The sequence below is a fragment of the Clostridium sp. BSD9I1 genome, from assembly GCF_900185645.1.
Lineage (GTDB): Bacteria > Bacillota > Clostridia > Clostridiales > Clostridiaceae > Clostridium_AK.
Genome location: NZ_FYAM01000023.1, coordinates 948,495 through 963,568 on the forward strand (window position 1 = coordinate 948,495; position 15,074 = coordinate 963,568).

The following is a 15,074-nucleotide window of genomic DNA, read 5'->3' on the forward strand; positions in this document are numbered from 1 at the left end:
AATTTTAATTTTTTCCAAGTATTTGATTTACTGTAGGATTTTCATTTAACTTATTTAAATGATTTATATCAAGTACTGCTTCTGCAATATTTAATGAATGATCTCCTATTCTTTCAAAGTTACTTAATATATCAAGATATATGGCACTTACCCTTGCTTCACAAGTAGCACTACTAAGTCTCTTTATATCATTGTCTCTAAGTAACTCTTGAACTTCATCTATTTTTTCTTCTACTTCATATACAGACTTTGCAAGTTGTATATTATTTTTTTCAAAACTTCCTGATGCCCTTGTAAGAGCGTCTAAGGTATATCCATATAACGACTGAAGTTCTTCCATAGCATCTTCTGAAAATACAAGTCTTTTATTTATCTTTTCCTTTGATAAATCTGATATATTCTTAGCATGATCTCCTATACGTTCTATATCTTTTACCACATGAAACATAGAAGTAACTATATCAACTTGTTGTTTGGAAAGTTCCTCATTAGATAATTTTACTAAGAATTTAGTTATTTCTTCCTCTAATAAATCTATAAGATCTTCAGTTTCCCCAACCTTTTTTATTAAATCTTCATCACCCTTTTTCAGTGATTCTACTGACATCTCAAGGCATTCTTTTGCCTTACCCGCCATATGTACTATTTCTCTTTGACATTGTCCTACTGCTATAACAGGAGTTTCAAGCAGTCTATCATCTATGTACTGAACTCCAATATGTTCTTCCATTTCGTCTCCTGGAATAATTTTATTAGCAAAAGCTACTAAGTATTTTATAAACCAAATTTGTATTAAAACATTTGCTATATTGAAAAATGTATGTGCATTTGCAATTTGCTTTGCTATATTTCCTGGAGTCAATATCATAATAAGATTAGATATTGGTTTAAGCAAAATTAAAAATATAGTTGTACCTATAACATTAAAAGTAAAATGTATGAGTGCTGCTTTTCTAGCATTCTTATTTGTTCCTATACTTGATAAAAGTGCAGTTACACAAGTTCCTATATTATCCCCAAATAGTACTGGTAGTGCAACGGATATAGGTAATACTCCATTTTGGCCTAATGCTATAAGTATTCCTATAGTTGCAGAAGAACTTTGCACTATTGCCGTAAGCCCTACACCAACTAATATTCCCAGAAATGGATTAAATGATAAAGTAGCTACTAGACTCTTAAATCCTTCAGATTTCGCAAGTGGTTTCATAGAACCAGACATAGATTCCATACCTATAAATAATATACCAAATCCTAGTATTATATTTCCTATTTCTTTTGTTTTTCCACCCTTAGAAAAGAGAATTATAATCGCACCAATCCCTACAAATATTGGCGCTATTGCGGTCAAATCCAGAGCTACAAGTTGCCCTGTAATAGTTGTACCGATATTAGCACCCATTATAACTCCTGCGGCTTGATACAAATTCATAAGGCCAGCATTAACGAAACCTACTACCATAACAGTAGTGGCACTACTACTTTGAATTACTGCCGTAACTACTGCACCTGTAAGAACAGCTTTTATAGGATTAGATGTAATCTTTTCAAAAAAGACCTTCAATCTATCTCCTGCTGCATTTTCTAGGCCATCTCCCATTACCTTCATTCCATAAAGAAATAAACCTAATCCTCCAAACAATCCAATCAACATTGATCCAATATTCATTTTCATGCTCCTTCCAAATTAATTATAAATAATACAAATCGATTACTCTAAGCATTTATACGCATGAGTTATAGATAATTTTAGTCTTACTATAAATCAATATACTTTTATTTTATCGATATGTTTCCCTTATAAATAATATATTAAATTTGACTAAAAAAAATAATTCTTAAATTTATTTAACACAATCTTAACAAAACACCCCCTCTAAATTACTTAAATGTATTTATTTTGAAGTATGAGTCCATAGTTTGTTAATTCAAAACGAATTTTGTAAAGTCTAATCATTTAATCATTAAAAAAACAAACCATAATATAATTAAATTATATTATGGTTTTAAAATTGCTTTAAATTTATTTGTAGTTTTTAATATCTATTCCTCCAAAAGCTGCAACACATCTTACTTTTAAAACCAGCCTATCATTTAACGAATTTTCTTCATATTCTTTAGTTTTGTTGCTCCAACCTCCAAATATAGGAATCCCTGTAACAATTACCTTCCAACCTTCTGGCACTAATATATCTATTCCTCCAAAGGCTACCGTTAAGTCAAGCACTGCTCCTTCTCTTGCTAATTCACTTTTTCTCAAATCTATATCTGCTCCTCCGAAAATTGCAGTTACTTTTCCTCCCTTAAAGTTTTTAGATATGTTTTTATTTTCTATTCCTGAAAATAACGTAAAGTAATCTATATATTCATCTGAAACTTCCTTTATTCCCTTACCTAGAAATTTCTTATCTGAACGAGAAAAAATTATTTTTATTCCTATTGTTATAAATACTATAGGCCATAATAAGGATCCTAAACTTTGCGTTATAATGCCTAGTTCCCTTAACTGAAAAAAAGCTCCTATTCCTATTATTATAAGTCCACTTGTATTAGAAATTGATTTATTTGTAATTTGTATCAATCCAATAAAAATTATTATTAATGGCCACCAAATAGAAATTATATCCCCAAAATCCCATATTCCAAGTTGATTAAACAAAGTTCCAATTCCTATAAATATAAATATTAATCCTAAGACAGATTTTTGTTTCATTTTTTCTATCCTCACTTAATTTATTATTTTGTAAATTAATTATATACTATTGTAAACTTATTTGTTACTAATAGAAGTCATTTTTATTATATTTCTATAAACCTTCCATAATGTTATTATAATTTTTATTTTAAATTAGGACAAAATAAAGGTGTACTAAAAACAAACCTTGAATGGAGGGTATTAAATGGATAATAAAAACTGTAGAGATATAGAAACTGAAAATAGAATAGAGGAATTAATAAATGTAGTAGAAAATCATACACGTACACAAAGACATTTAGAACAGCACTCAGATATTGCTTCACCTAATCAATTATCTAACGCTAAACATATTCAACAAGTTAGAGAAGATAATATAGATAGCTTAAAAGATAAAATAGTTTATGATGATGGTGGTCCGACAAAGGAGAAAGAAAACATCCGTAAAAATATAGAATTTGCTAATGGATATATTAAGAACAATAAGGATCATATGGGCGAAAAACAATTAGAAAACATGTTAGAAAAACAAGAAAATCGTCACCAAAAATTAAATGAACTTCAATAAAAAATATATAACATTTTTTAAGCATTAAAGAAAAGGCACTAGAAACTAGGAAATTGGGGATTTTATATAACAAACCCCAAACTTCCTAGTTTCTAGTACTTTAGTTTATTTGTGTTTAATATTATTTAATGTTTTTATTCTATAGTTATTACTTCGTACCCTGCTTCTGCAACTACTCTTTTTATTTCATCATTACTTACTTCATCATCAAATCTTCCTACAAGTGTTTTACTTTCAAGATTACCTTCTAAATTTTCCCCACCTAATTCAAGCAGTGCATTTTTAACATGACTAAGGCAATGCGCACAAGTCATTCCTTCAACTATAATTTTCTTTCTCATTTTTATTTCTCCCTTCTCTTTTTAAGCTTTTTATTATATTATAACTTTAAGGTTTTTAGCCTTAATGCGTTTAGCAACACGGAAACAGAACTTAAACTCATTGCAGCTCCTGCAATCATAGGATTTAATAGCGGACCTCCAAATACATGAAGTATCCCCATTGCTACCGGTATCCCTATAGTATTATACCCAAATGCCCAAAATAAATTTTGCTTTATGTTTATTATTGTCCTCTTACTTAAAAGGATAGCTCTTGGCACATCCATTAAATCACTTCTCATAAGAACTATATCAGCAGATTCTATGGCCACATCCGTACCTGAACCTATAGCGATACCTATATCTGCTTGTGCTAAAGCAGGTGCATCATTTATTCCATCTCCTACCATAGCCACTTTCTTGCCTTCCTTTTGAAGCTTTTTCACTTCATTAGCTTTATCTTGAGGTAATACTTCAGATAACACTCTATCTATTCCTACTTGTTTAGCAATAGCTTCCGCAGTTCTTCTATTATCTCCCGTAATCATTGCTACTTCTATTCCAAGCTTATGCATTTCTTCAACTGCCATTTTACTTGTTTCCTTTAATTTATCCGCCACTGCAATTATACCTATTATTCTCTCAGACAAAGCTACATACATAGGGGTTTTCCCATCTTCTGCAAGCTTTTCAGATATCTTTTCTATTTCCTTTGTTAAAAGATTTCTTTCATCCATTAACTTCTTATTACCTAGAAAAATATCTTTCCCATCTATTTTAACTTCTATTCCTTTTCCTGGGACTGCTTTAAATTCTTTAGTTTCTTTAAATTCTAGATTTTTTTCTTCTGCATTTTTTACTATAGATTCTCCTAGTGGATGCTCTGAATTTTTTTCTCCACTTGCCGCAAGTGTTAATAATTCTTCTTCATTAAAATCAAAAGTAATTATATCTGTCACTTCAGGTTTACCCTGAGTTATAGTTCCTGTCTTATCTAAAACCACTGTCTTTATATGATGAGCACTTTCCAAGGCTTCCCCACTCTTTATAAGAATTCCATACTCTGCTCCCTTTCCTGTTCCTACCATTATAGCTGTAGGAGTTGCTAATCCAAGGGCACAAGGACATGCTATTACTAGTACTGATATAAATATAGTTAAGGCAAATGTATTAGTTTCGCCATATAATTTCCATCCTATAGACGAAAGTATTGCAAGCACTATTACTATAGGCACAAAATATCCAGATATAATATCTGCAAGCCTTGCAATAGGTGCCTTGCTTCCTTGAGCTTCTTCAACTAATTTTATAATTTGAGATAGCACTGTATCCTTTCCTACTTTAGTTGCTTCATATTTTACAGATCCATTTTTATTTATACTTCCACCTATTACTCTATCTCCCTTTGTTTTTTCCACTGGAATACTTTCTCCAGTAAGCATTGATTCATCTATCGAAGTAATGCCTTCTACAATTACACCGTCTACAGGAATCTTTTCCCCTGGTTTTACTACAACTATATTTCCTACTTCTACTTCGTCTATAGATATTTCAGACTCTACTCCATTATTTATAACTCTAGCTGTTTTAGGTGCAAGTCCCATGAGTTTTTTAATTGCTTCTGATGTCCTCCCCTTACTTCTTGCCTCTAAATATTTACCCAAAGTTATTAAAGTAAGGATAACTGCAGCTGATTCAAAATAAAGGTTGTGTGCTGCATGGTGATTTCCTATAAATATTTTATACATAGAATATAAGCTGTATACAAAGGCGGCCAAAGTACCTATTGCTATTAGGGAGTCCATATTAGGCTCTCTTCTTATTAATGTTTTAAATCCTACTCTGTAAAACTTTGCCCCTAAAACTATAACAGGTATAGTTAAAGCAAGCTGAACTACTGAAAACACTTTAGGATTGATATCGGGGCTTATGAAGTCTGGCACAGGAATTCCTATCATAGGTCCCATAGCTATATATAGAAGAGGAATTGTAAGTATGGCAGATAGTATGAACCTCTTCCACAAATCATCCATTTCTTTTTCCTTTTTTTCTTGATGAACATCCTTAGTTTCTTCTTCTATCAATTTATATCCTGATTTTTCTATAGCTTTTTTAATCTCACCTATACTAGCAATTTCAGGATCATAGGTAACTGTTAATTTCTCCAAGGCTAAATTTACATTTGCCTCACTTACACCATCTACCTTTTTAGCAGCTCTTTCTACTGCTTTAGAACAAGACGCACACGTCATTCCTTCTACGGAAAACATTTTAGTTTGAGTTTCTGTAAAAGCCTTATATCCTGCTTTTTCAATAAAGTTTTTAACTTCTTCCAAATTCATCTTTTCATCTTCAAAATCTATCATAAGTTTTTCTGTTGCAAAATTCACATTAGCTTCTTTTATCCCATCGACTTTTTTCGCAGCTCTTTCTACCGCCTTAGCGCAAGCCGAACAAGTCATTCCTTCTATTTTAAGAATTTTTCTCATTTTTCCCACCTCTCTTATAGTTATTTATTTTTAGAACTATCTTTCTTATTTTTATCATTGTTACTATTTAACCCACAGCAATCTAATTTATTGCTTCCAAAGGTCTTGTCATTTTCTTCTGCAATTTTTCTTATAAATTTCTTTAAAAATGCCTTCATAATTGTTTCTCCTTTAATCATCACTTTTGAATAAGCTTTTCTAAAACTCCTATAATCTCATCTACCTTTTCATCTCCATTATCATTCATAAAGGCATGCTTTACACAATGATTTAAATGTTGTTTTAGTATAAGCATATTTGCTCTTTTCAGTAAAGCTTGAGATGCTATTATTTGGTTAGATATATCTATGCAGTATCTGCCATCCTCTAACATTTTTATTATTCCCTCTATTTGTCCCTTACAAGTTTTTAAAGCTTGCATTGCTTTCTTTTGTTCTTCATTCAACTTCCATACCTCCCTCCCCCGGTGGGGGTGCATTTTATTTTATTATATACTCATTAAGTGTATTTTTCAAGTATAAATTTTATCTTTTTTTAATCTTGCTATTATTTACTAATCTTAAGACTTTTATTAAAATAAGGAGCAGATAAACTTAAGAGTTTATCTGCTCCTTATTTTGCCCCATTCACTATCTAATATCCCATATACATACATATCATGCCATGTTCCATCTCTTCTGACTGCTTCCCTTAATATCCCTTCTTTTTTAAATCCCAGTTTTTCATATAACCCTATAGCTTCTTCATTATAACTTATTGTTTCCAGCTGAAGCCTATGTAAATTTAATTCTCTAAATGCAAAATCTATTACGAGAGATAGTCCTTCGGTACCATATCCCCTACCGCGATAATTATTATTTCCTATTCCAAGCCCTAGCCATCCAAATCTATTGTTCCAATTTATTCTATCTATCTCTATATATCCTATAAATTCATTCTCTTCTTTAGTGCGAAGTGCAAAAAAATAGTTATTTGAATTATTCACTTCTCCTAAAAGCCATTCTTTTATTCTTCCTCTATACATTGGTGCAGCGGCATTAAAGTCGAATTTTCTTAAAAACTCGGTATCCTCATACCATTCCATCATTATGTCTATATCTTGTTCTTTTAATGATGTTATTTTTAACTTTTCACTTTTTAACAAATTATTTTTTAGCATTCATTATCCCTCCTATAAAACTTTCCTACTATGTTATATAATTATAAATCATATAAATAGTTGCATCAATTATTCTTATTTATAAATAAATTTACACATATAATTTTCAAAATGACCAAACTTAGTCAATTTCATAAATATTAACATTTCGTTAAATTAATTAAATTTTCTGCGTTTTTGTGAAAATATTGTGTCTAGTTCTCAATTATGATAAACTTAAATTGTTGAATTTTTAACATATCTATTATGCAATTTATTCACTTATTGTAAAATTATCAAATATACAAATTCTGTACAAAATTAACGATTATACAAATTTCATATAAATTTGTCGAACAAGGAGGAAATAGTATGTCAATAGAATTTTTAATGGATATAGTAGTTATACTACTAAGCACTAAATTATTTGGACTATTAGCTAAACGATTTCAAATGCCTCAAGTAGTTGGTGCACTTTTAGCTGGACTTATAATAGGTCCTGCATTTTTAGGATTAGTTCATTCTAGCGACTTTTTATCAAAGCTTTCGAAATTAGGTGTACTTCTTTTAATGTTTACTGCCGGACTTGAAACCGATTTAGAAGAACTTAAAAAGAGTGGTAAGGCTTCATTTATTATTGCACTTGCTGGAGTAATCGTACCTTTGTTAGGTGGACTTGCCGTAGCTGGTTTCTTTAATAATGACGGAAAGCCTTTTAGTGGAGATCTACAAACTCTTTTGCAAAATATATTTATAGGTATAGTATTAACTGCTACATCTGTTAGTATTACGGTAGAAACCCTCCAAGAGATGGGAAAATTAAAAACTCCATCCGGTACAGCAATTCTTGGAGCAGCTATAATAGACGACATTTTAGGTATTGTACTTTTAACTGTTGTTACAAGTGTTTCTAACCCATCTGTAGATATCAAGGTAGTTTTGTTTAAAATTGTAGCTTTCTTTGCTGTTTCTGCGGTATTTGGAATATTGTTTTATCATGGATTCAACAAATTATCTTCCGTAACAGTAGATAAGAAAAAACTTCCAATATACGCTTTAATCTTTTGCTTCGTAATGGCTTTTGATGCAGAACACTTCTTTGGAGTAGCGGATATTACAGGTGCATACATTGCAGGTTTAGCTTTATCTAAAACAAGCGAAGCACATAATATAATGGAAACTGTAGAAACTGTTTCAACTACATTATTATCTCCTATATTCTTTGCTAATATTGGTATAGCTACTGTTATACATGGCATGAATATGAAAATGATAATATTTACCTTCTTATTATTAATAGTTGCTATATTAAGTAAATTAGTTGGATGTAAATTTGGAGCACAAGCTTGCGGATATTCTAAACAAGATGCTCTTCAAATTGGTACTGGAATGATATCTCGTGGAGAAGTTGCCTTAATAGTTGCAAACATCGGCGTATCTATGAAGCTTATGAAGGAAGAATATTTTGCTCCACTTATATTAGTAGTTATAGTTACAACAATTATAACTCCAATACTTTTAAAAGTTGTTTATGGCTATGAATCAGAAACCGAATCAGTTCCTGGCTTAGAACGCGTATAAGACATATTTTAAATAGAAGAACTCCTGGTAATTTAGCCAGGAGTTTTTATTATATTAGTAACTGTTTACTGATATCAAAAGTTGGTTTCATGTCCTATATAACATGCAATTTCCCTATTTAAAAATAGGTCTTGTATATAATCCATTTTATCCCGCGCAGTACCCTCTTCACTTTTATATGCATATTCCTTTCCTAACTGATTCCATTTGGAGTCTCCAAGTCTATGAAATGGTAATATGTTAATTTCAAACAATCCTAGAGAATTCATAAATTCTGCAGTTTGTATAATATTTTCATCATTATCATTAAAATCTCTTATTACTGGCATTCTTAAAACCAGCCTTCCATTCCAGTTTGACTTTGTAAGCTCTCTTATGTTTTTTAATATCAAATCATTATATACTCCCGTTTTTTCCTTATGCTTTTCTCTGTCCATATGCTTTATATCTATAAATGCAAAATTTATATATTTCATCACATCTAGAAAAGTTTCTGTATCCTTGTATGCTGTAGTTTCTATTGCAGTGTGTATATACTTCTGTTTACATCTTTCTAAAACCTTAATTAAAAATTTTGATTGTAATAGCGGTTCTCCACCACTAAAGGTAACTCCCCCTGTATCTCCCCAATATTGTCTATCCCTATTTAATATATTTATAAGGGAATCTATATCATACCATTTCCCACAAAGCTTTAAAGCTTCATAGTAGCACGCATTAGTACATTCAAAAGTATTACAACTTCTACATTTTTCCCAATGAATATTTAGAGACTTATCCTGATTTATACTTATTGATTGCTTTGGACAAACATTTATACACATTTCACATCCGTTATTAGATTTACACTTACTTTGGGCAAACATTAATTTTTCTCCATAATACCAGCTTTCAGGATTAGCACACCACTCACATTTTAAAGGACATCCAGACATAAAACAAATAGTCCTGCATCCAGGTCCATCATGTACCGAATAACTTTGTATATCAAAAATTAATCCTTTATTTTCTTGCAAGTTCTACTCCCTCCTCCCACAATTAATCAAAGACTTTGCTTTAAAAAATTATTAATGTTTAACTTATCAAAGCAAAGCCTTTAATCAATCTTTGTTATTTTGCTGCTTCCTTTTTATTATCAATACACAATGGTAATGATAAAGCTGCTACTATGGATACTGCAAAGGAACAAGTTGCAAATATTATAGAGTAAAGATAGCTTCCGGATTTGTCAAATAAAAATCCTCCCATGAAGCTTCCAAGAGCTGGTCCTATACCCATAACAACTAAAGTTGCTGTTCCCCAAATCTTGCCTAGTGTTTTACCTCCATAAATAGTCCCTGCATATCCTGCAACTCCGCCTGGTTCAATTGCCCAGTAAATAGCGAATAATATACACGCAATTCCACCTAGAATAATTGACTGTTTACTCATTAGAAGAAGTATGCAAGCAATTACTCCCATAACCGGTGCAAAAATAAGCATTATTTTTCTGCCCTTTGTTTCATTTCCAACTTTTACAACAACCTTATCTGCTATGACTCCCATTAAAGGCATGGTGATTATTCCTGCAATACCTATCATTACATATAAATTAGTAGCTGTACCTAATGATAATTTAACATCCGTAGTCCAATAGGTAACAATTTGAGTCCAAATTAAAAATTCTGCTACCATACTAGTTAAAAAAGCAACTATTGCTCCCCAAATAGGAAATGTACCAAAGGCTTCTTTAACTGTCCACAAGTGTTCATTTCCAGATGCCTTTTTGCCTGGAGCAGTTCCAAATGCTTCTAGTCCGTAATCCTGAGGATTTTTCTTCGCTACAATTGCTGCAATTATAAGAGCAATTAATACCACTACTGAAAGCCCTCTCATTGCAAGTCTCCAGTTCATAGTAAGTAATATCTTTTTGACTCCTAAACTTAAAGCAACTTGAGCTACTGGCGCTCCCATAAAAGCAATGCCCCACATAGTAGCATAGGATTTCCCTATATACCATTTACGAACAGATACTGTAGAAGAAACCCAAAGCATACCTGTACCTATGCCTGCAAAAACTGCATAAGGAATTAAATATCCAAAATAAGTTTGAGCAAAACTTGTTACATAAAATCCTAAAGCCGCACATACAGAGCCAATAGCATAGGCAGGTTTAGTTCCCCACTTATCTATTATCATACCACTGAAAAATGCTGTTACTGCATATACCATCATCATGATTGAGTATCCAAGGGAGACCTTGGATACACTCCATCCAAGGTCTTTAGTCATTGGTCCTAAGAGTACAGAAAAGGTAGATCTGTATCCAAATAGACAAAATACTGCTAGCCAAGAAGCAAGTACAACCATGTGACCTAATTTACTTGCTCTTCTATCTTCCATAGACTTTCCCCCTAATTATTTTTTTTCATATCCTTCACAAGTTACTCCCATAAGCTCTCCATAGGTCCAATACTCTTTATTAAGTCCACTACATATTCCCATATTATCTGCATTTGGACTTTTAAACTTGCTGCAATTTTTACATTTTGGCGCTTCGTTAAAATTCTCACATACTTCAGAATCTATAAATATAATAGAATTTGTTTTTCTACATATTCCTTTAGCTACGTCTATAGATGCAAAATTCAAACAATCATTGTGTTTATTGTTATTTGTCATAATACTACACCCCTTCATATTCTGTTCTTGCAACTACTTCATCTTGGATTGGTTTTCCTATTTCACACCAATATTGAGTAAACCCGGCTACTCTTACCATTAAATCTCTATAATTTTCAGGCTTCTGTTGAGCATCTTTTAAAACCTTAGAGTCTACTATATTATATTGAATATGATATCCACCCTTTCTCATATAAGCTCTTGTAAGATCGAGAAGTTTCTTTGCTCCTTCCTCACCTTTTATAGCACTTGGATGAATTTTTAAGTTCATTTGAGAATTTTGTGATTTAGTATGATCCCAAATAGTTGCAGAGTTAAACAACGCATAAGCTCCATTTTTATCTGTTCCAGGATATGCAGACATAGATCCATCTGAATACGTTGTTCCTGCCAGCCTACCATCTGGAGTTGCAAGTGTTGCTGCTCCCTGGGCACCATGAGTGGATACAGAAATTTGACACGCATACATCTTCTTACCAAATAGTGATTCATAGTTATGAGTCATTTCACAGAACCAATCTTCATATTCCTTTAGAATACTATCTGCGTACGCATCATCATTTCCGTATTTAGGCGCAAGTAAACAATCTCCATATATTTTGTCATACTTACTTCCATCTTCTCTCTTTTCCTGATCTGCTAGTGAGTAACTTCCTACTTCTGATGCAGTCTTAAATCCAAAATTATTAAGAATCGCTTCTTGCACTTCTTCCAAAGTGTATTTTTTATCATCATATACAAGTTTCTTAATTGCCGCTAATGAGTTAACCATATTTATGGTTCCACAGCTCTCAACATTATAGGTTGCATTATATCTATATCCCATATTTCCAATATGCTGCCCTTTGTCTAGACAATCTGGTTTAAGCATTGAGCTAAACACTGCCATATTATTTTTTCTCCAGATGTCATGCTGAATATTATTTGTTCTAGCAAGGCAATCGCAAGTTATATTATAATATTCTTTATAGATATTCCAAAACTCTTCATAGCTTTCAAGCTTTTTGTTGTGAGGAGGATATACTTGAATATTTGTTCTGTAGTCCTTACCATTTGTTATCACTAGTTCCAATATTTTAGGATTTGCAATAAAGTGTACTCCTACGCTGGTTGGCTGTCCTGCTCCCCCTGGAATAAGGTATTTCTTTCCATTCAAAGTAAGCTCTTTCCATGCGCAAGGTGATGTTTCTAAGCATCCTCCTATGGCAAAGGATCTAGCTTCTTCTACTGTCATACCTTCTCCTGCATACTGATTTAATATAAATTGCATACCACCTTGATTATTCATCCATGCTGGATATCCCGCTCCAGTTTTATCACATTCAATGCATTTCAGTAAAAATTCTTCTGGAAGCTTTTCGTCATATAAAACTGATAATGTTGGTTGAGGAGATCCACAGGTAATTCCAGCTTCAACTATTAACATTTCAAGTTCATTAGCTGCAGATTTACCATCCTTAGTGAGACCACCTAAGCTTAAGTTATTAAATGTATTTCCTGAAAGCACTCCGCCTACAACTCCTGTAGAAGCAAAGCAATCTATACATGTAAATTTAACTCTATGAAGCTCCAATAATTCTAACGCTTCCTTTTTAGTAAGTCTTCCTGCTTCTAAATCCTGTTCAAACCAAGGATAAAGCACCTGCCCTACTCTTCCTGGTGAAAGTCCTGAAATAGCATCTTCATTTAAACAAGCAATGTGAATAGTATAAGTAAGCTGAAGTGCTTCTTTAAAAGTTCTTGGCTGATTGTGAGCTATCCATTCTAGGCAATTTGCTATTTCTTCGTATTCTTCTCTTTGAACTTTCTCTTCTGTTATATTAATAAGTCTTTTGGCCTCCTTCACATAATTTAAAATCCAGTTTTGTATTCCTTCTACTACTAACTTTACAGCTTCATAGAAGTACAGCCTGTCCATACCTATTACTCCGTCTCCATCAGCATTTCCAGCTACTTCCCTCTTACATTCTTCAGCCATTTTTATTAACCCATCAAATCCATATTGGAGAGGATAATAATAATTTATAACTTCTCTTCCTTGTGGAAGTGTAAATCCTGAGTCAAACATACATATTAAACTTTTCATTATATTTTCTTTGATTTGATAACTTGGAACCATTTGCTCATACTTATGTCCTAAATCCTCTACAGATTTTCCTACCCATGCCTTTGCCAGTGTTACCAATGCAGGAACTTCTTCTTTTCTAATCCCAAACTTTCCAGCTATGGATACTACATTTCCAAAGCTATTAGTAACATTTCCTCCGCCAGTACCAAATTTACTTAACTCACCAGCACTAGCACTTCCTCTTTTTAAAGCTTCTTTATAAAGCTCATCTTCCTTTGCTACAAAGAATCCTTCTGAAAGCCAAGGCATTGGAAATGATCCTCTGTAGTAGTTAGTTTTTTGCATTACAAGCTTTTCTCCTGGAAAGATAGTTGGAGTTACATGTGAAAATGCACATTTTAATGCCTCAGCTCTTCTGATTACATTAACTTCTCCTTCTAGCTCATTCCATCTTCTTGTGTACCAGTATGGAAATTCTGTATTAGTGGAGGATAGTGTATTATAGTATATATCCCTTAGTTTTTTTGCTCTCTCCGTAGGTTCTTTCTTTACTTCTCTATCTACTAGCTCCTCCGGCGCAGTTCCCCCCGCTTGAAAATTAATAGGTAATCCTTTAGCTGCTAATATGTCTGCTAGTTTTGTCTTTATTGACATTTTTATCTCCCCCTAATGTCTCTGAAATTGTTTTACAACCTATAAATATGTTTATACCTATTTTTTTATTACTTTACAAAAAGTTCAAAAACTGCAGTAATAGCTACTACAGTTTGAAATTATCTATTTTTATTTATATTTTAATATCTTTTTTATTACTTTGAGCAAGTTGCTTCCATTTACGTTAGCTTTATCACAAAACTCTCCAATCTTACCTGTTTTACATCCTGCCTTTATCCCAGCCTCCACATCGGTATCCCTGTCTCCTATCATCCAGCTTTCTTTAGCATTTATATTATATTTTTCTATAAGCTCAAGTAACATGGTAGGATTGGGCTTTCTACAAGAAGCATTTCTATCATAAAAGGGACAGTATACTATTTCCCTTATCTCTCCATAAGGTTCTACCTCTTTTATAAGCTTTTCATGTATTTTTTCAAGCTCCTCTTCTGTTAATGCTCCTACTTCTATCCCACCTTGATTTGTTACTACAAATATACTATATCCAGCCTCAGCTGCAATTTTAATTCCTTCCTTTGCCTCTTCAAATATTATTAAGTCTTCAGGAGTACATACATATTCTTTAAAATCATTTATTACTCCATCTCTGTCTAAAAATATTGCTTTATTCAAATACACTAACCTCCTGTATAAAAACTTGTTATTACATGAAATAAATATAAAATAGTTTTTATTATCTAATAAACAAGTTCATGAAAAATTTTCATTGTAAATATTAATACTACATTATAATTGTGTGCATAATAAACTATTTTGAATAATATAAATTATAGTTTATATAAATATATAATTATTTATTCTAATTATATCCTTAATCCATAAAATTCTCAAATATGTTAAACTTTATAACATTTTTTATTGACTAATAGTTCATAAAAA

At 32.0% G+C, this 15,074-nt stretch carries 14 protein-coding genes; 2 read left to right on the forward strand and 12 right to left on the reverse strand.

The genetic code is table 11. The annotated features are described in order from the left end of the window. Positions 1-4 precede the first annotated feature (4 nt). Entirely contained in the window at positions 5-1,669 is a 1,665-nt protein-coding gene (locus BSD9I1_RS12220; protein ID WP_186430542.1) for a Na/Pi cotransporter family protein, read from the reverse strand. Positions 1,670-2,023: 354 nt separating this feature from the next. Further along, entirely contained in the window at positions 2,024-2,713 is a 690-nt protein-coding gene (locus tag BSD9I1_RS12225; protein ID WP_186430543.1) for a LiaI-LiaF-like domain-containing protein, read from the reverse strand. A 187-nt stretch (positions 2,714-2,900) separates the two neighbouring features. Here BSD9I1_RS12225 and BSD9I1_RS12230 point away from each other — a divergent pair, with 187 nt between their 5' ends. After that, entirely contained in the window at positions 2,901-3,263 is a 363-nt protein-coding gene (locus BSD9I1_RS12230; RefSeq protein ID WP_186430544.1) for a hypothetical protein, read from the forward strand. A gap of 134 nt (positions 3,264-3,397) precedes the next feature. Here BSD9I1_RS12230 and BSD9I1_RS12235 read toward each other — a convergent pair whose 3' ends face one another. From BSD9I1_RS12235 to BSD9I1_RS12255, 5 genes are all read right to left on the reverse strand, one after another. Next, a complete protein-coding gene (locus BSD9I1_RS12235) occupies positions 3,398-3,604 on the reverse strand; it encodes a heavy-metal-associated domain-containing protein (RefSeq protein ID WP_035308961.1) in 207 nt (68 codons plus the stop codon). A gap of 38 nt (positions 3,605-3,642) precedes the next feature. Beyond that, positions 3,643-6,072 carry a heavy metal translocating P-type ATPase gene (locus BSD9I1_RS12240; RefSeq protein WP_186430545.1) on the reverse strand — a complete coding sequence of 810 codons (2,430 nt, stop codon included), beginning with the start codon at positions 6,070-6,072 and terminating at the stop codon, positions 3,643-3,645. Positions 6,073-6,092: 20 nt separating this feature from the next. Further along, entirely contained in the window at positions 6,093-6,230 is a 138-nt protein-coding gene (locus BSD9I1_RS12245; RefSeq protein WP_186430546.1) for an LDCC motif putative metal-binding protein, read from the reverse strand. Between the two features lie 20 nt (positions 6,231-6,250). Continuing rightward, positions 6,251-6,517, reverse strand: a complete 267-nt coding sequence (locus BSD9I1_RS12250) for a metal-sensing transcriptional repressor (RefSeq protein WP_035308965.1) — start codon at positions 6,515-6,517, stop codon at positions 6,251-6,253. 156 nt (positions 6,518-6,673) lie between these two features. Next, complete coding sequence (locus BSD9I1_RS12255; protein ID WP_186430547.1) at positions 6,674-7,231, reverse strand: GNAT family N-acetyltransferase; 558 nt, start codon at positions 7,229-7,231, stop codon at positions 6,674-6,676. 351 nt (positions 7,232-7,582) lie between these two features. Between BSD9I1_RS12255 and BSD9I1_RS12260 the strand changes: the two genes are divergently transcribed. Further along, positions 7,583-8,791, forward strand: coding sequence for a cation:proton antiporter (locus tag BSD9I1_RS12260; protein WP_186430548.1), 1,209 nt, complete (start codon positions 7,583-7,585; stop codon positions 8,789-8,791). Positions 8,792-8,865: 74 nt separating this feature from the next. On the opposite strand, the gene hpdA is transcribed toward BSD9I1_RS12260, so the two are convergent. The 5 genes from hpdA to BSD9I1_RS12285 all read right to left on the reverse strand — a co-directional run bounded on the left by hpdA (position 8,866) and on the right by BSD9I1_RS12285 (position 14,807). Beyond that, positions 8,866-9,807: a 4-hydroxyphenylacetate decarboxylase activase gene (hpdA, locus tag BSD9I1_RS12265; protein WP_186430549.1), complete on the reverse strand. Its 942-nt coding sequence runs from the start codon at positions 9,805-9,807 to the stop codon at positions 8,866-8,868. Between the two features lie 94 nt (positions 9,808-9,901). Beyond that, a complete protein-coding gene (locus BSD9I1_RS12270) occupies positions 9,902-11,173 on the reverse strand; it encodes a nitrate/nitrite transporter (RefSeq protein ID WP_186430550.1) in 1,272 nt (423 codons plus the stop codon). A gap of 15 nt (positions 11,174-11,188) precedes the next feature. Continuing rightward, positions 11,189-11,452, reverse strand: coding sequence for a 4-hydroxyphenylacetate decarboxylase small subunit (hpdC, locus tag BSD9I1_RS12275; RefSeq protein WP_186430551.1), 264 nt, complete (start codon positions 11,450-11,452; stop codon positions 11,189-11,191). Between the two features lie 4 nt (positions 11,453-11,456). Continuing rightward, a complete protein-coding gene (hpdB, locus tag BSD9I1_RS12280; protein WP_186430552.1) occupies positions 11,457-14,174 on the reverse strand; it encodes a 4-hydroxyphenylacetate decarboxylase large subunit in 2,718 nt (905 codons plus the stop codon). 129 nt (positions 14,175-14,303) lie between these two features. Beyond that, entirely contained in the window at positions 14,304-14,807 is a 504-nt protein-coding gene (locus BSD9I1_RS12285) for an HAD-IIIA family hydrolase (RefSeq protein WP_186430553.1), read from the reverse strand. Positions 14,808-15,074: the final 267 nt, after the last annotated feature.